Raw genomic sequence first — 16797 nt, forward strand, 5'->3', positions numbered from 1 at the left:
CATCACCCTCGGCAGGAGCAGCCGTATGCCGAGTCTGGCCGGCCCCCCGCGGGAGACCGGCCAGATCCGTGCGCCCTCGGTCAGCGCAGCGTGAGCGTCGGATAGTGCGTGCTCAGCATCGTGTCGACCCAGGAGCGCAGCTCGTCCTTGGTCGAGGCACCCTCCAGGGCGGCGAGGTCCTGGATCTTGCCGTTGTAGAAGACCACCATCTTCGGCGCGTCGTCCACATCCACGCCGTGCTCCTCGAGCAGCGAGGCGGCATCCTCGTCGTCGAGGTCGACGTTGGCCAGCGTCCACTTGCCACCGTCGCCGTTCACCATCTCGGCCGCGACCTGGCCCTGCTCGGCAGAAGCCTCGTCGGACCCGTCCCGATGCGCCCGGACGGCGACCGGGTGGCGCTTGGAGATGGCGGTGATCTGGTCCCACGCCGCCGCGTCCTTGAGGTCGACGACCGCCGGGTCGCTGGCCGGGGCCTCGCCCTGGGCAACCTTGTCGAGCCAGTCCGTCACCTGCTGGGTGTCACCCTCGAAGCCCGAGCGACGTGCCAGCTCCTTGCCGTCCTTGATGGCGATGAGCGTGGGGAACCACGGGTTGTCGAACTTCTTCCACAGCTGCGGGAACTCGGTGCCGTCGAGGCGGGTGTACTGCCACTTCCCCGCGTCCTTGCGGTACTTCTCGTCCAGGACCGGCGCGATCTTGAGGCACGGGTCGCACTTGTCCTTGGAGAAGTCGATGACGACGGTGCGCTTCTTCGACTCGGCCATCACGGCCTCCTCGAAGTTCTGGTCGGTCAGCTGGACGGCGCCGGGGGGCAGCGCGGGCAGGGTGCCGTCGGAGGGCTGGTCGGTCGGCCCGTTCGTGGGGGCGGCGGTCGGTGCCGCGGTCGGCGCCGCGGTGGGCTCGGCCGTCGGGCCGTTGCTGGGCCCGTAGGCCTTCGTCACGGAGGAGACCCACTCGCGGGTGCCGCTCTCGCCGGCCCAGCCCTCCATCCGGCCCGGGTCCTGCATCTCGCCGGACCGGCCGAAGGGCACCATCGTCGGGTAGCCGTCGACGCCGAACTCCTTCTCGGCGCCGCCTGCCTGGTCGACGTCGATGATCGCGAGGATCCACGCGCCCTTGTCGTCGGCGTTGTACTTGCGGATGACGGGGTCCAGCTTCTTGCAGTAGCCGCACCAGGAGGGAGCGGTGACGACGAAGACGACCGGCTTGGTCTTGGCCATCTCCTTGACCTGGGCCAGGTTGCTCGCGTCGACGTCGATGACCGACTCGCCCGCGCGCAGCGTCGTGGTCGGGCGGTGAGCCGTGCGCGGCTTGGCGGCGAGGGCCGAGGGACGGGACGACGCGGGACACGTGTTGTCATGAGGGGCGGCGACCGCGGTCGGGGCCAGACCAGCGCTGACGGCGACCGCCAGGGCGCCCCCGGCGAGAGCGCGGCTCATCGACGGGCGAGGGAAGGGTGTGGGCACGAGTACTCCTGTGTTGGTGGCCACGCCGGGTGCGCGGCAGAGGAATCGGGCTGCTGCGGCGCGCGCGCGAGGTGCGGTGGAGGCGCCGAACGGTCGTCAAAGTAGCCCCGCCGCCATCCGATTACCAGAGACCAGAAGAGATTTCGCGGACGACCCTGACCTGTACGGGCCTGCTGGCACGCAGCGTGCACCAGGCATCCACGAGGAGCACACCGGCCGGTCCTCCTGCCATCACGTCCCGTCATCCTCGGGGCGGTGGCGGGAGACGACTCCCCGGGACGAGGACAGGGCCGGCCACCCCGTGGGGTGACCGGCCCTGTCGTTCAGGAGCGGTGCGGCTCAGGCGTCCTCGGAGGTCGCCGTCGCCTCGTTGCCGTCGGACACGGCCTCCACGACCTGGTCGGCCGCAGGGGTGCCGGTGCCCTCCTCGATGACCTCCGAGCGACGACGACGGCTGCGGGAGCGCGAGCGACGCTCGCCCTCGCCGTCCTCGTCGTCACGGCGCTCACGACGGGGACGCTCACGCCGCTCGCCACGGTCCTCGCGGTCGCCGCGCTCCGGGCGCTCGCCGCGCTCACCACGGTCGGACGAGCCCTGCTCGGAGGCAGCGGCAGCCGCGGCCGCCTCCTGCTCCTCGGTCAGGACCGCCGCCAGGGAGAGCTTGCCGCGCGGGTCGATCTCCTTGAGCTCGACCTGGACCTTCTGGCCCACACCGAGGACGTCCTCGACCGCGTCGATGCGCTTGCCGCCGACGAGCTTGCGCACCTCGGAGATGTGCAGCAGGCCATCCTTGCCGGGCAGGAGGGAGACGAAGGCGCCGAAGGTCGTGGTCTTGACGACCGTGCCCAGGAACCGCTCGCCGATCTCCGGCATCTGCGGGTTGGCGATGGCGTTGACCGCAGCCCGGGCCGCCTCGGCGGAGGGGCCGTCGGTGGCACCGATGTAGACCGTGCCGTCGTCCTCGATGGAGATGTCGGCGCCGGTCTCCTCCTGGATCTGGTTGATCATCTTGCCCTTGGGCCCGATGACCTCGCCGATCTTGTCGACGGGCACCTGCACGGCGATGACGCGCGGGGCGTAGGGGCTCATCTCGTCCGGCACGTCGATGGCCTCGGCCATGACATCCAGGATGTGCAGGCGCGCGTCGCGGGCCTGGGTCAGCGCGCCGGCCAGCACCGAGGCCGGGATGCCGTCGAGCTTGGTGTCGAGCTGGATGGCGGTGACGAACTCCTTGGTGCCGGCCACCTTGAAGTCCATGTCGCCGAAGGCGTCCTCGGCCCCGAGGATGTCGGTCAGCGCGGCGTACTGCGTCTCGCCGTCGATCTCGGCGGAGACCAGGCCCATGGCGATGCCCGCGACGGGCGCCCGCAGCGGCACGCCGGCGTTGAGCAGCGACAAGGTGGACGCGCAGACCGAGCCCATCGAGGTGGAGCCGTTGGAGCCCAGCGCCTCGGAGACCTGCCGGATCGCGTAGGGGAACTCCTCGCGCGTCGGCAGGACCGGCATCAGCGCGCGCTCGGCGAGCGCGCCGTGGCCGATCTCACGGCGCTTCGGCGAGCCGACGCGCCCGGTCTCACCGGTGGAGAACGGCGGGAAGTTGTAGTTGTGCATGTAGCGCCGACGCGTGACCGGGCTGAGCGAGTCGATCTGCTGCTCCATGCGCAGCATGTTGAGCGTGGTCACGCCCATGATCTGGGTCTCGCCGCGCTCGAAGATCGCCGAGCCGTGCACGCGGGGCAGCACCTCGACCTCGGCCGACAGCGCCCGGATGTCCGCCAGGCCACGCCCGTCGATGCGGACCTTGTCACGCAGGATGCGCTCGCGGACGAGCTTCTTCTGCACCGAGCGGTAGGCCGCGGAGATCTCCTTCTCCCGGCCCTCGAAGGGCTTGCCCTCGCCGGCCAGGTCCGCCTTGAGGTGGTCCTTGAGCTCGTCGAGCTTCTCCTCGCGCTCCTGCTTGCCCGCGATGGCCAGCAGCGGCTTGAGCTCGCCCTCGGCGGCCTGCTCGACCGCGACGTAGGCGTCGTCCTGGTAGTCCAGGAAGATCGGGAAGTCCTGCACCGGCTTGGCGGCCTGCGCGGCCAGCTCCTCCTGCGCGGTGCACAGGACGGCGATGAACTTCTTGGCGGCCTCCAGGCCCTGGGCGACGATCTCCTCCGTCGGGGCCTGCTTGCCCTCGGTGCGGATCAGGTCCCAGGTGAACTCGGTGGACTCCGCCTCGACCATCATGATCGCGACGTCGTCACCGTCCTTGGTGGTGACCTTGCGCCCGGCGACGACCATGTCGAAGACGGAGCGCTCGATGTCGGTGAAGTTGGGGAAGGCGACCCACTCGCCGTCGATCAGCGAGACGCGGACGCCACCGACCGGGCCGGAGAACGGCAGCCCCGAGATCTGGGTGGACGCGGAGGCGGCGTTGATGGCCAGCACGTCGTACTGGTGGTCCGGGTGGATCGACAGCACCGTGATGACGACCTGGACCTCGTTGCGCAGCCCCTTCTTGAAGGTCGGGCGCAGCGGGCGGTCGATCAGGCGGCAGGTGAGGATGGCGTCCGTGCCCGGACGGCCCTCGCGACGGAAGAACGAGCCGGGGATGCGACCCGCGGCGTACATCCGCTCCTCGACGTCGACGGTGAGGGGGAAGAAGTCGAACTGGTCTTTGGGGGACTTGCCCGCCACGGTGGTGGACAGCAGGGTGGTCTCGTCGTCCAGGTAGGCGACGACGGCGCCGCCGGCCTGCTTGGCCAGTCGGCCGGTCTCGAAACGGACCGTGCGGGTGCCGAAGCGGCCGTTGTCGATGACGGCTTCGGTGAACGTGATGTCTGGACCCTCCATGGGTCCTCCTATCTCTTGCTCTGCGCGCACCACATCGTCGTTGTGTGGTCGCGGTCTTCCTCGTGGCGACCTGGTCGCCTCGCCCAGGATAGGGCTTGATGAAGTTGTGACCTTCCAGGCATGCCGAAGGGAGCGGCCCGCTGCGGGCCGCTCCCTTCGTGCCAGGTCAGGATTTATCGACGCAGACCCAGACGCTTGATCAGCGCACGGTAGCGCTCGATGTCGGTCGCCTCGAGGTAGCGCAGCATGCGCTTGCGGCGGCCGACGAGGAGGAGCAGGCCACGACGGGAGTGGTGGTCGTGCTTGTGCGCCCGAGCATGCTCGGTGAGGTCCTTGATGCGCTGCGTGAGCATCGCGATCTGGACCTCGGGGGAACCGGTGTCGCCCTCGTGGGTGGCGTACTCGGTCATGATCTTCTGCTTGACGTCAGCATCCAGGGGCACTGAGCGACTCCTTGTCCTAACAGCGCGGTGCCTCGGGGCTCATCCCCGAGGCGCTCTCCATCCGCGGCCGGTCCACGGCAAGGGGCAACGCTATCAGCGCCGGGGTCACGCTCCCTAATCCTCGCCCGGCCGTCCGGGCACGACGCTGCGGCAGCGTCCACCCGGACGTCGGTCCACCTGGTCGGAGCGGGTTCGGACATCGCCCACCGCCCCGACCTGCCGCTCTATAGTGCTGCTGTCCGTCATCACCCGCTCGCGTGATCACTCCTACCCAGGGTGAACGGGCGCACACATCACCGGCACAGGCATCCAGGGGTTTCATGAGCGGCAGCACGTCCGACGTCGCGGCGCGCGACCACGTCGCGGCACCGGTCGTCCTCGCCCGCTCCCCCGAGCCGCAGGCGCCGCCGCCGCCGCGCGCGGCCTACCTCGCCCTGACCACCGTGCTCGCCGTGGGGGCGGCGTCCGCCCTGGTGGTCGTTCCCCACGGATCGCCGCTGGAGACCTCCCGCGCCTACCTCGCGGGGCTGGTGCTCGTCGCCGCCGTCGCCCCGGTCCTGCACGGCCGGGTCGTCCGCCTGGCAGGCAGCGGGGTCACCGATCCCCCGGAGTCCCTCGTCACCCTGCCCCTGCTGCTCGTGGCCCCGCTGCCCGCCTACGTGCTGGCGATGACCTGGGTCTGCCTGTGCACCTGCGTGCGGCTGCGGGTCCGGCCCATCCACACGACCTTCAACCTGGCCGGCACGGCCGCGACCTCCTTGCTCACCGCGGTGACCTACCACGAGCTCGGGGGACCCGAGGGCGGCCTGAGCCCCCGCACCGTGGCGGTCACCCTGGTCGCGGCCGGCATCGGCGCCCTGACGATGGAGCTGCTGGTCTGGCTCGCCTTCCACCTCGACGGTGTGCGGACCGGGGCCCCGCGCCTGGCCACCGCGCCGCTGCGCACCGTCCCGGTCCTCGTGGGCGTGGGCCTGGCGCTGTGCTCCGTGGCCCTGGCGAGCAGCACCTCGACGCTCGGCGCCGTCCTCGGACTTGCCCTGCTGGGCATCGTCGTCAGCCACCTGGCCGTGAGCGCGCGGGCGGCGCACCAGCGGTGGCTGGCCGAGCAGCTCTACCAGGCCAGCGAGCGGCTGCGCAGCCTGCCGCACCGCGAGGACGTGCCGGTGGCCCTCGCCCGCGAGCTCGCCACCCTGTGGCACGCCGGCACCTGGTCGGTGACCGACCGTCCCGCCCAGGGAGAGGAGTCCTACCGCGTCGTCCCCGGGGTCTATGCCGCCGTGACCCCCGGCCGCGGCACGGTCGCGGGTCTGACCCGGCCGACGGCGAGCTCCCTGGTCGACACCGCCGCCGAGGTGATGAGGTCCCTGGACATCGAGCAGGAGCTGCGGCTGCAGGCGACCCGGGACGCGCTCACGGGCCTGGGCTCCCGGCACCGGCTCTGGGAGGCGCTGGACCAGCGGCTGCCCGCGGCGGGCGTCGCCTCCCCCCTCGTCCTGATGTCCGTCGACGTGGACAGCTTCAAGGCCATCAACGACACCTACGGGCACGTGATCGGCGACCAGCTCCTCGTCGCGGTCGCGGCCCGGCTCGACCGGTGGGCAGGCTCGGACGACGTCGTGGCCCGGATGGCCGGCGACGAGTTCCTGGTGCTCGGCGCATCCGACGGCACCACCGCGGACCTACGCCGCGCCCATACCCTCCAGCAGGCCCTGTCCGAGCCGTTCACCCTGGGCCACAACGTCGTCCAGATCACCTGCTCCATCGGCGTCCACCACGTCGACCACGGCGTGGACCGCGGGGACGCGCTGTCCGCGGCCGACGCCGCGCTGGTGCGGGCCAAGCGCTCGGGCAGGGGCACGGTCGCCCTCGCCACCGAGGAGGTCGTCGGCGACGCCCGGCGGCTGCTGCGCCTGAACGCCGAGCTGCGCGCCGCCATGCACCAGGGCGAGTTCACCCTCCACTACCAGCCGATGGTGGACGCGATCAGCGGGCGTCCGACGGCCGTGGAGGCGCTGCTGCGGTGGGAACGGGACGGGGTGCCGCTGATGGGGCCCGCCGAGTTCATCCCGTATGCCGAGGAGAGCGGCCTCATCTCCACGATCGGCCGGTGGGTCCTGCACCGTGCCTGCCAGGACGTCCACGCCTGGAACCAGACCTACCGCCCCGCGGACCCGCTGCGGGTGAGCGTCAACATCTCCACCGTGCACATCGCCCAGCCCGACTTCGTCGCCGAGGTGGCGGCGGTCCTGGACGAGACCCGCCTGCCCGCCGAGCTGCTCATCCTCGAGGTCACCGAGACCTTCGCCATGCTCGACCTGGCCGCCTCGGTGGACACGGTGGCCGCGCTCCGGCGGCTCGGGGTCGCGCTCTGGCTCGACGACTTCGGGACCGGCTACTCCTCCCTGGAGTACCTGCGCCAGCTGCCCGTCGAGGTCGTCAAGCTCGACCGGTCCTTCCTCACCGACATCGGCAGCGACGCGGGCGCGCGGGGCTTCCTGGAGGCGATCGTCCACCTGTGCCGGTCCATCGGGCGCGAGCCGCTCGCCGAGGGCGTCGAGCTGCCGGAGCAGCGGACGATCCTCGCCGAGCTGGGGTGCACCTCGATGCAGGGCTATCTCTTCGGGCGGCCGACCACGCTGGACCGGCTGACCCCGCAGCTGCTGGAGCCGGGTGGCGCGGACGGCAGGTCGGCCTGAGCGGGTCCCGGGGGCCGGACCAGCGGTGGTGCCCGGACGGACGGAGGCGGCCGCACCCGGGTGGGTGTGGCCGCCTCCGGCATACGGTCGCGGTCGTCAGAGGTTGATCATGTGACCCGCGATGCCGTGCAGGGCCTCCTTGACGGCCTCGCCGAGGGTCGGGTGCGCGAAGACGACGCGCGAGACCTCGTCGGCGGTCAGGTCCCAGGTCTGCGCGACGTTGAGCGCCGGGAGCAGCTCGGTGACGTCCGGGCCGATCATGTGCGCGCCGAGGATCTCGTTGTACTTCGCGTCGGCGACGATCTTGACGAAGCCCACGCCCTCGCCGAGACCCATGGCCTTGCCGTTGGCGGAGAAGGGGAACGACGCGGTCTTGACCTCGTGGCCGGCGTCCTTGGCCTGCTGCTCGGTCAGACCCATCGAGCCGATCTGCGGGTGGCAGTAGGTCGCCCGCGGCACGAAGCGGTAGTCGATCGGCATGGTCTCGGCACCGGCGATCGTCTCGGCGGCGACGATGCCCTGGGCCTCGGCGACGTGGGCCAGCATCATCTTGGCCGTGACGTCGCCGATGGCGTAGACGCCGTCGACGTTGGTGCGCATGTAGTCGTCGATCTCGATGGCGCCGCGCTCGGTGAGCTTGACGCCGGCCGCCTCCAGGCCGTAGCCCTCGGTGCGCGGCGCGAAGCCGATGGCCGACAGGAGCTTGTCGGCCTCCAGGACCTGGGCGTCGCCGCCCTTGGCCGGGGTGACCGTGACCTTGACGCCGGAGCCGGTGTCCTCGACGGACTCGACCTTGGTGCCGGTCATGACCTTGACGCCGAGCTTCTTGTAGTGCTTGAGGAGCTCCTTGGACACGTCGGCGTCCTCGGTCGGGACCATCCGGTCCAGGAACTCCACGATGGTCACGTCGACCCCGAAGTTCTTCATGACATACGCGAACTCGACGCCGATGGCGCCCGAGCCCGCGATGATGATCGAGCCGGGCAGCTCCTCGGAGAGGATCTGCTCCTCGTAGGTCACGACGTTCTTGGAGACCTCGACGCCGGGCAGCATGCGGGTGACCGCACCCGCCGCGATGATCAGGTTGTCGAAGGTGATGCTGCGGGTGGAGCCGTCCTCGGCCTTGACGTCCATGGACCTCGGGCCGGTGAGCGTGCCCCAGCCGTCGATCTCGGTGATCTTGTTCTTCTTCATCAGGAAGTGGACGCCCTTGACGATCCCGGCCGAGACCTGACGGCTGCGGGCGTGCGTGGGGCCGTAGGACATCGAGGCGTCGCCCTCGATGCCGTACTTCTTCTTCTCGTGCGTCAGCGTGTGCGCGAGCTCGGCGTTCTTGAGCAGCGCCTTGGACGGGATGCAGCCGACGTTGAGGCACACACCGCCCCAGTACTTCTTCTCCACGACCGCGACCTTCTTGCCGAGCTGGGAGGCCCGGATCGCCGCGACATACCCGCCCGGGCCTGCACCCAGGACCACAACATCGAAGTCAGCCATGGCTCCTACCCTACCCATCCCGCGCGCCTGATCACCGCGCGCGGCCCGCCGCGCATAACGATCCCTCCTCGATCGAGTCCATGCACGGGACTGGTCCGACACCACCTGGACCTGCGGCCCTACCCTCGCGAGCACAGCATCCTCCCGCGCGAGACAGGAAGACTCCCCATGAGCCTGACCGACGACCGGGTCCGTGCCCTGCGCACGGACCCTGACCGCCCCCCGGTGGCGGTCGAGGAACCCGCCACCCTCACCCCCACCCGCAAGGGCATCTTCGCGCTGATCGCCGTCGTCGCCGCCGTGGCCTGGACGATGCTCGCCGTCGTCCGCGGCGAGCACGTCAACGCCGTGTGGGTCGTGCTCGCGGCCGTCGGCAGCTATGTCATCGCGTTCAGCTTCTACGCCCGGCTGATCGAGTACCGCGTCGTACGGCCCCGGGACACCCGGGCCACCCCGGCCGAGGAGCTCGACAACGGCAAGGACTTCATGCCGACCGACCGGCGGGTGCTGTACGGCCACCACTTCGCGGCCATCGCCGGCGCGGGTCCGCTCGTGGGCCCGGTGCTCGCCTCGCAGATGGGCTACCTGCCCGGCACCTTGTGGATCATCCTCGGCGTCATCTTCGCGGGCGCGGTGCAGGACTACCTCGTGCTGCACCTGTCGATCCGGCGCCGCGGCCGCTCGCTCGGCCAGATGGCCCGCGACGAGCTGGGCTTCGTCGGTGGCTGGGCCGCGATCCTCGGCGTGCTGTCGATCATGGTCATCCTCATCGCCGTGCTCGGGATCGTGGTCATCGGCGCGCTCGCCGAGTCCCCCTGGGGCGTCTTCTCGATCGCGATGACGATCCCGATCGCCCTGCTCATGGGCGTCTACCTGCGCTACCTGCGCCCCGGCGCGGTCAACGAGGTCTCGCTGATCGGCGTCATGCTCCTGCTCGCGGCCGTCGTCGGCGGCCGCTGGGTGGCCGAGTCCTCCTGGGGCGCCGAGCTGTTCACCCTCTCTCCCAAGGCCCTGGCGCTGTGGCTGTGTGCCTACGGCTTCGCCGCCTCGGTGCTGCCGGTCTGGCTGCTGCTCGCGCCGCGCGACTACCTGTCGACCTTCATGAAGGTCGGCACCATCATGGTCCTGGCCCTCGGCATCGTCTTCACGGCCCCGACCCTGCAGATGCCGGCCATCACCGGCTTCGCGCACACCGGCAAGGGCCCGGCCTTCGCCGGCTCGTTGTTCCCCTTCCTGTTCATCACCATCGCGTGCGGGGCGATCTCCGGATTCCACGCGCTCATCAGCTCGGGCACGACGCCCAAGCTGATCGAGAAGGAGTCGCAGGCCCGGATGATCGGGTACGGCGGCATGCTCACCGAGTCCTTCGTCGCCATCATGGCGCTGATCACCGCGTGCATCCTGGACCAGCACCTGTACTTCGCGATGAACGCGCCCAAGGGGCTGACCGGCGGCACCGCCGAGAAGGCCGCCGCGTGGGTCAACACGCTGCCGCTCACCGCTCCCGGCGGCGGTCGGCTCGAGCCCGCGACCGCGGCCAAGCTGACCCAGGCGGCCGCCGACGTCCACGAGAAGTCGATCGTGTCGCGCACCGGTGGTGCCCCCACGCTGGCCCTGGGCATGTCCCAGGTGATGTCCTTCTTCGGCGGCTCGGGCATGAAGGCCTTCTGGTACCACTTCGCCGTGATGTTCGAGGCGCTGTTCATCCTCACCACGATCGACGCCGGCACCCGCGTCGCGCGCTTCATGTTCTCCGACGCCATCGGCAACATCCCCGGCCTGCACCGGTTCAAGGACCCCTCGTGGGTGGCCGGCGCCTGGATCTGCTCCGCGATCGTCGTCCTCGGCTGGGGCTCGATCCTGGTCATGGGTGTGACCGACCCGCTGGGCGGCATCAACACGCTGTTCCCGTTGTTCGGCATCGCCAACCAGCTGCTCGCCTGCATCGCGTTGTCGGTGGTGTTCGCGGTGGTGGTCAAGCAGGGCCTGGTGCGCTGGTCCTGGATTCCCGGCATACCTCTGGCCTGGCTGCTGGTGGTCACCATGACCGCCTCGTTCCAGAAGATCTTCAGCAGCAACCCCGCGATCGGGTACTGGGCCAACCACGACACGTTCGTCACGGCCAAAGCCGCGGGCAAGGTCGTGCCGCCCGCCACCTCGGCCGCCGACATGGACTCGGTCATCCGCAACACGACCATCCAGACGGGGCTGTCGGTGCTCTTCGCCCTGCTCGTGCTCATGGTGGTCGTCGCCACGGTGCTCACGGCGATCAGGGCCGTGCGCGCCGGGGGCCTGCCCACCTCGGAGGAGCCGGACGTCCCGTCGCGCATCTTCGCGCCGCGGTCCTTCCTGCCCACGCCCGCCGAGAAGGCCGTCCTGCAGGAGTGGAAGGCCGCCGGCCTGGACCCCTCCCCGCAGGGCGTCCACCACTGAGCGGGCACCGGTCGTGACGACGCCGAGCCTCGCCTCCGCCCTGCGCACCGCCCGGTGGTACTGGCGCGGGGTGACCGGCGCGGACGCCTACGAGCGCTACGTCGCCCACCTGACCCGGGAGCATCCGGACGCCCCCGTGCCGAGCGAGCGCGAGTTCTGGCGGCAGAAGTATGCCGACCAGGAGCGCCATCCCACCTCGCGCTGCTGCTGACCGCCGGAGGATCGGTGACGGCCCGCCCCTCGGGGCGGGCCGTCATTCGTTGCGTTCGGACACTCTGCGTGTCGGTTATGCAACACTGCGCCCATGTCGGACCGCCCCACTTCCTCGTCGACCGCCCGGAGGCGGTCCGAACGACGCCGGCAGAGCATCGCCGAGGAGTACGCCAAGGACGTCGAGACCTATGTCGCGGCGGGCGCCGACAAGCAGGTCCAAAGGGTGATGACCGCGGTCAACCGGGTCTCCAAGCAGCTGGAGCGGTGGTATGCCGCGCAGCTCGCCGACGTCGACCTCACGTCCGGCGAGTGGGCCGTCCTGGCCCGGCTCGCCACCGCCGCCGGCCGCACGCACACCCCCAGCGAGCTCGCCGACCTCACCGGGGTCGTGCCGTCCTCGATGACCCACCGGCTCGACAAGATGGTGGACAAGGGCCTGGTCGACCGGAGGCCGGACCCGGACCACCGCTCGCGGGTGCTGATCTCGTTGTCCCGCGGGGGCTGGGAACGGTTCCGGGAGATCGTGCACGCCGCCAACCTCGTGGACGCGGAGGTCCTGGCCGTCCTCAGCACCGAGCAGCAGGAGCAGCTCGCGGGGCTGCTCGACACCGTGATGCGGGGTCTGGACGACCTGGTGGAGCCTGCGACGGCGACCCCCGCCCCGAGCGACCTACCGGGGGAGGTCGGGCCCGCCGGGGGCGGTCGCCCAGGCGAGTCCGACCGCCCCCGGTAGGTGGGTGCTCAGGCCTCGGGGAACCAGATCCCGATCTCCCGCTCGGCCGACTCCGGGGAGTCCGAGCCGTGGACGATGTTCTGCTGCACGCCCGGGCCCCAGTCACGACCCAGGTCCCCGCGGATCGTGCCGGGGGCGGCCTTGGTCGGGTCGGTGGCGCCGGCCAGCGAGCGGAAGCCCTCGATGCAGCGGTCGCCCTCCACGATCGCGGCGCAGACCGGGCCGGAGCTCATGAAGTCGAGCAGCGGCTGGTAGAACGGCTTGCCCTCGTGCTCGGCGTAGTGCCGGGCCAGGCGGTCGGCGTCCGGGGTGAGGATCTGCAGCTGGGCCAGGCGGTAGCCCTTGGCCTCGATGCGGCGCAGCACCTCGCCGGTCAGGCCGCGCTCGACGCCGTCCGGCTTGACGAGGACGAGGGTGCGCTCGGTGGTGGTCTCAGTCATGGCCCCACCCTAGCGAGCACCGCGCTGCCGCGAACCCCGCCGGGTGACGTGACGGGGGATGCACCCACGGCAGCCGGGCGTCGCCGGGACGGCGCAACCTGCGGCTTCGCCCTTTACTGCTACCGAGCGGTAGTGCCAAGGTCCAAGCGGCCCGTCTGCGCTCTCGCTGTCGACCCGACACCCGCGCCGGGCCCGGGGAGGAGCACCACATGTCGCGCGTCGTCGCGAAGAACACCCTCGCGCTGGCCTGCGCGATCGCCGTCGGAGGGACCGGGCTCGCGGCGCCCGCGGGCGCGGTCGAGCAGCCAGGGGTCCCGGCCACCCCGCACGCGGCCGCCGCGCTGACCCCGGCGGAGCACGACTTCCTGATGGCGGGTCACCAGCTGCTCGTCCCGGACCTGCGCACCGCCCTGAAGATGTCGCTCCTGGACACCTTCCGGGTCCGCAGCGCGGTCAAGGACCAGGACGGCACCACTCACAGCCGCGTCGATCGGTACTACCGCGGGCATCTCGTGGTCGGCGGTGACATCGTCATCACCCGCGACCGCTGGGGCAAGCTCCTCGGTTACCACGCGGTCTTCACCGGCCCGGTCACCGTCCCCCTCACCCCGAAGCTCACCCCCGCCCAGGCCCGGTCCAAGGCCCTCGCCGTCGCCAAGGCGCGCCAGGGCTTCCTCAACGGCCTCGCGCTGACCTTCGACGAGGTCGTCGTGTTCGTCGACCGAACCGGCACGCAACGGCTCGCCTACCAGACCAAGGCGGTCGGGCTGGACCCGCAGGGCACGCCGGCCCGCGTGAACGTCCTGATCGACGCGACCACCGGGGCAACCCTGCGCGCGTACGACGAGATCCGCGGCACCCGCCACGGGACGGCGCGCGCAGGCGGCATACGCACCACCACGCCGCCCCGGTCCGCCGCCCCGATCACCTCCTCCCTCCTGTCGGTGTGGGGCGAGGCCAGCGGCATCGGCAAGGGGGTGCGCACCGGGGCGTCCACGCTGATCACCACCCGCCGGATCGACGGAAGCTACGAGCTGCGCAACCCGCGGACCGGCAACTGGACCACGGACTCCCGCGGCACCACGTCGACCGGGGAGATCGTCACCAGCCCGGGCAACACCTGGGGTGACGGGACCCCCGCGGCCGCGGCGAGCGCCGCCGTCGACGCGCAGGTCGGGGCCGACCGAACCTTCACCTACTTCAAGGACGTGCTGGCGCGCAACGGGATCTGGGACAGCGGCAAGGGGGTGCGGTCGCGCGTGCACTACGACCAGAACTACGACAACGCCTTCTGGGACGGCGAGCAGATGTCCTACGGCGACGGTGCGGGCAACGCCCGTCCGCTGACCGAGCTCGACGTCGCCGGGCACGAGATGACGCACGGGGTCACCGAGCAGAGCGCGGGGCTCGTCTACGAGGGCGAGGCGGGCGGACTGGACGAGGCGACCTCCGACATCTTCGGCACCGCGGTCGAGCGCCACTCCGCGCTCCCCTCCGACCCGCCGGACTACCTCATCGGCGAGGTCATCAACCTCAACGGCGACGGGACGCCGCTGCGCTACCTGGACAAGCCGTCCCGCGACGGGGCTAGCCCGGACTGCTGGTCCCCGACGCTCGCCGCGCTGGACCCGCACCTGTCGTCGGGCCCGCTGAACCACTGGTACTACCTGGTGTCGGAGGGCTCCGGCCGCAAGACGATCGGCACCAACCGGTACGACAGCCCCACCTGCGGCGCCGGACCGGTCACCGGTGCAGGCCCCGAGGTGGCCGAGCGGGTCTGGTATCGCGCCTTGACCACCAAGCTCACCTCCACCGCGAACTATGCCGAGGCCCGGGAGGGCGCGATCCAGGCGGCGGTCGAGCTCTACGGCACCAACAGCCCGCAGTGCCGGTCGGTCGCGCAGGCCTTCGACGCCATCGCGGTCAAGCCCGGCAAGGCCACCTGCGCCGACTGGGTGCGCCCCTGAGCTACCGGGGGCGGGCGGATCAGGCGGGCCTCGTCGCCCAGGCGGGTCCGACCGCCCCCGGCGGATCAGGCGTTCAGGAACTCCCGCGGCGCGAGCGGACGGCCGACCACGCGCAGGTCGCCGAGCCCGCCGCGGAACACCGTGTCCAGGACGTCGGCGTACTCGTAGCCGCCGACCAGCCAGCGCTTCCCGAGGGTGGTGAGGCCACGGTTGGCGGTGGCGGGGTTGCGGACGACCGGGCAGCCCTCGACATACATCGTGGTGTGCCGCGTGTCGTTGACGACCGCGACGTGCCACCACCGGTCCAGGCGCAGCTCGTGGCCCCAGCTCGTCAGCGAGGTGTCCAGGCTGTGGGGACAGACGCACCACTGCAGCTCGCGGTCACCGGACAGGCTCAGCGTCACGACCGGCTCGTCGGGGTCGCCCGGCTTCTTGCCGGCGGCCTTGGCCGTGCCCTGCCGTGACAGCAGCGCGGTCCAGGCGTCGCGCCCGGTCCAGGTGTCGGGCAGCCGGAAGAACGCCTCGACGGTGTAGCCGCGCTCGAAGGTCTCGGCGTTGAGGGGTGCCCCGTCGACGGTGCGCAGGTGGTCGCCGTCCTTGGCGTCGGTGCCGCCGAGCCGGATGCTGCCGTGCCCGGGCTGGTCAGGGTGGAAGCCGGGATCGAGCCGCACGGGCGTCGAGCCCTGGGCGACCACCTCGAGGTCGTTGCCGTGACCGGACAGGTCCCGGACCCGGGAGCCGCGGGCGAGGGTGCCGCCGCCCGAGCCGTCCCAGCGCCAGTAGGCCAGCGTGCCGGGAACGAGCAGCTGCGCGGCGGGACGGGCGGGGCGCACGGGCGCCGGCGCGAATCCCCTGAAGCGCTCGTCGAAGTCGATCTCGACGGTGAACCGGTCCAGCGGCCCGGTGACGACCAGCTCCTCCTGCATGAGCTTGCCCCGGCGGGCGGGGTCGAGCTGCTGGACCCAGGGGGCCAGGGTCTCCACGTCGATGACGCCCCGGGCCAGGTCGAAGCGGTAGAGCCGCATCATGGCCGCGCCGCCGTAGTAGCGCTCCTGGTAGTTGGCCAGGTGGCAGTGGACCTCGTGGCCGGCGGCGTTGCGCTGCACGAGCCTGCCGGAGGGCCAGAAGTGCCCGTTGACGGTGAGGAACACCTGGTCGTGGTCCTTGACGAGCCGATCCCACAGGGTGCGGCCGTAGTCCGACAGGATCCCGGCCCCGTCGCCGGTGTCCGCGCTGACCATCTCGTGGGTGGTGAGGATGGTCGGCAGGTGGCGGTATGCCGCGAGGACGCCTGCGGCCCAGGCGAAGCCCTGCGCCGACAGACGCCAGTCGAGGGACAGCAGCAGCCACTGCCGGCCGGCGCCGGTGAAGGTGTGCACGCTGTTGTAGCCGTCCGGGCTGACCGCGACGACCCCCGGCTGCCCCACCCGGGGGCGGAATCGCGAGAGATAGGGCGAGGAACCCCGCTGGTCGTCGGTGCGGCTGCCCACGTCGTGGTTGCCCGCGAGGGTGGCGAAGGGGATCCGGCTGCCGCGCAGTCGGTCCCAGGCCCGGGAGATGGCGTCGATCTCCTGCTGGGCGCCGTTCTGGGTGAGGTCGCCGAGGTGGGCGAGGAAGGCGATGCCCTGCCGGTCGCGCTCGGCGTGCAGGTAGGCCAGGGAGGAGACGACCGGCTCGGGGTGGATCGCGGCGTCGTCGAAGAGGTACTGCGTGTCCGGCATGACCGCGAGGGTGAACTGCTGGGGACCGACCTGCGGTCGCCGATGCGTGGCCTGCGTCGCCAGGACCTCGGCGTCCTCGCCCGCGCCGGCCGCGGTGGCGGAGCCGGCCGTGCCGAGCACGAGACCGCCGAGCCCGGCTGCCGTGCCCCCGGTCAGGACGGCACGGCGGGAGGGGGACGAGACGATGTCGCGGCACATGGATCGCACGCTAGGCAGCACGGGTGACGCCCTGGTCGCCGGCGGGCGACGGCCCGATGAACGCCCGCCGGCCCTCGGGACCGGCGGGCCGAGCAGACCTGGCCGGGGGCGGTCGGACCCGCCTGGGCGACGAGGCCCGGTGGGTCCGACCGACCCCG

At 71.4% G+C, this 16797-nt stretch carries 11 protein-coding genes; 5 read left to right on the forward strand and 6 right to left on the reverse strand.

The features are described from left to right. Nucleotides 1-80: 80 nt before the first annotated feature. From MM438_RS10050 to rpsO, 3 genes are all read right to left on the reverse strand, one after another. The gene (locus tag MM438_RS10050) at nucleotides 81-1466 is read right to left on the reverse strand and encodes a thioredoxin domain-containing protein (RefSeq protein WP_241452336.1); all 1386 of its coding nucleotides are present in this window, start codon (nucleotides 1464-1466) and stop codon (nucleotides 81-83) included. A 339-nt stretch (nucleotides 1467-1805) separates the two neighbouring features. Continuing rightward, nucleotides 1806-4301 carry a polyribonucleotide nucleotidyltransferase gene (locus tag MM438_RS10055; protein ID WP_241452337.1) on the reverse strand — a complete coding sequence of 832 codons (2496 nt, stop codon included), beginning with the start codon at nucleotides 4299-4301 and terminating at the stop codon, nucleotides 1806-1808. A 173-nt stretch (nucleotides 4302-4474) separates the two neighbouring features. After that, nucleotides 4475-4744 (reverse strand): 30S ribosomal protein S15, encoded by a 270-nt coding sequence (gene rpsO / locus MM438_RS10060; protein WP_241452338.1) that lies wholly within the window; start codon nucleotides 4742-4744, stop codon nucleotides 4475-4477. Between the two features lie 320 nt (nucleotides 4745-5064). Between rpsO and MM438_RS10065 the strand changes: the two genes are divergently transcribed. Next, nucleotides 5065-7440: a putative bifunctional diguanylate cyclase/phosphodiesterase gene (locus tag MM438_RS10065; protein WP_241452339.1), complete on the forward strand. Its 2376-nt coding sequence runs from the start codon at nucleotides 5065-5067 to the stop codon at nucleotides 7438-7440. A 96-nt stretch (nucleotides 7441-7536) separates the two neighbouring features. Here MM438_RS10065 and lpdA read toward each other — a convergent pair whose 3' ends face one another. Next, a complete protein-coding gene (gene lpdA / locus MM438_RS10070) occupies nucleotides 7537-8934 on the reverse strand; it encodes a dihydrolipoyl dehydrogenase (protein WP_241452341.1) in 1398 nt (465 codons plus the stop codon). Nucleotides 8935-9102: 168 nt separating this feature from the next. Here lpdA and MM438_RS10075 point away from each other — a divergent pair, with 168 nt between their 5' ends. From MM438_RS10075 to MM438_RS10085, 3 genes are all read left to right on the forward strand, one after another. Continuing rightward, nucleotides 9103-11367: a carbon starvation CstA family protein gene (locus tag MM438_RS10075; protein ID WP_241452343.1), complete on the forward strand. Its 2265-nt coding sequence runs from the start codon at nucleotides 9103-9105 to the stop codon at nucleotides 11365-11367. A 13-nt stretch (nucleotides 11368-11380) separates the two neighbouring features. Next, complete coding sequence (locus MM438_RS10080; RefSeq protein WP_241452344.1) at nucleotides 11381-11578, forward strand: YbdD/YjiX family protein; 198 nt, start codon at nucleotides 11381-11383, stop codon at nucleotides 11576-11578. A 93-nt stretch (nucleotides 11579-11671) separates the two neighbouring features. Further along, nucleotides 11672-12313, forward strand: coding sequence for a MarR family winged helix-turn-helix transcriptional regulator (locus MM438_RS10085; RefSeq protein WP_241452346.1), 642 nt, complete (start codon nucleotides 11672-11674; stop codon nucleotides 12311-12313). Between the two features lie 8 nt (nucleotides 12314-12321). On the opposite strand, the gene ndk is transcribed toward MM438_RS10085, so the two are convergent. Continuing rightward, nucleotides 12322-12753: a nucleoside-diphosphate kinase gene (gene ndk, locus MM438_RS10090; protein WP_241452348.1), complete on the reverse strand. Its 432-nt coding sequence runs from the start codon at nucleotides 12751-12753 to the stop codon at nucleotides 12322-12324. A 209-nt stretch (nucleotides 12754-12962) separates the two neighbouring features. On the opposite strand from ndk, the gene MM438_RS10095 reads away from it, so the two are divergent. Next, on the forward strand, nucleotides 12963-14720 hold the full coding sequence (locus tag MM438_RS10095) for a M4 family metallopeptidase (protein ID WP_241452350.1): 1758 nt from the start codon (nucleotides 12963-12965) through the stop codon (nucleotides 14718-14720). Between the two features lie 65 nt (nucleotides 14721-14785). Here the strand turns inward: MM438_RS10095 and MM438_RS10100 are convergent, their stop codons facing one another. Further along, entirely contained in the window at nucleotides 14786-16639 is a 1854-nt protein-coding gene (locus MM438_RS10100) for a LamG-like jellyroll fold domain-containing protein (RefSeq protein ID WP_241452351.1), read from the reverse strand. Nucleotides 16640-16797: the final 158 nt, after the last annotated feature.

It is taken from the genome of Arsenicicoccus dermatophilus (assembly GCF_022568795.1).
Lineage (GTDB): Bacteria > Actinomycetota > Actinomycetes > Actinomycetales > Dermatophilaceae > Arsenicicoccus > Arsenicicoccus dermatophilus.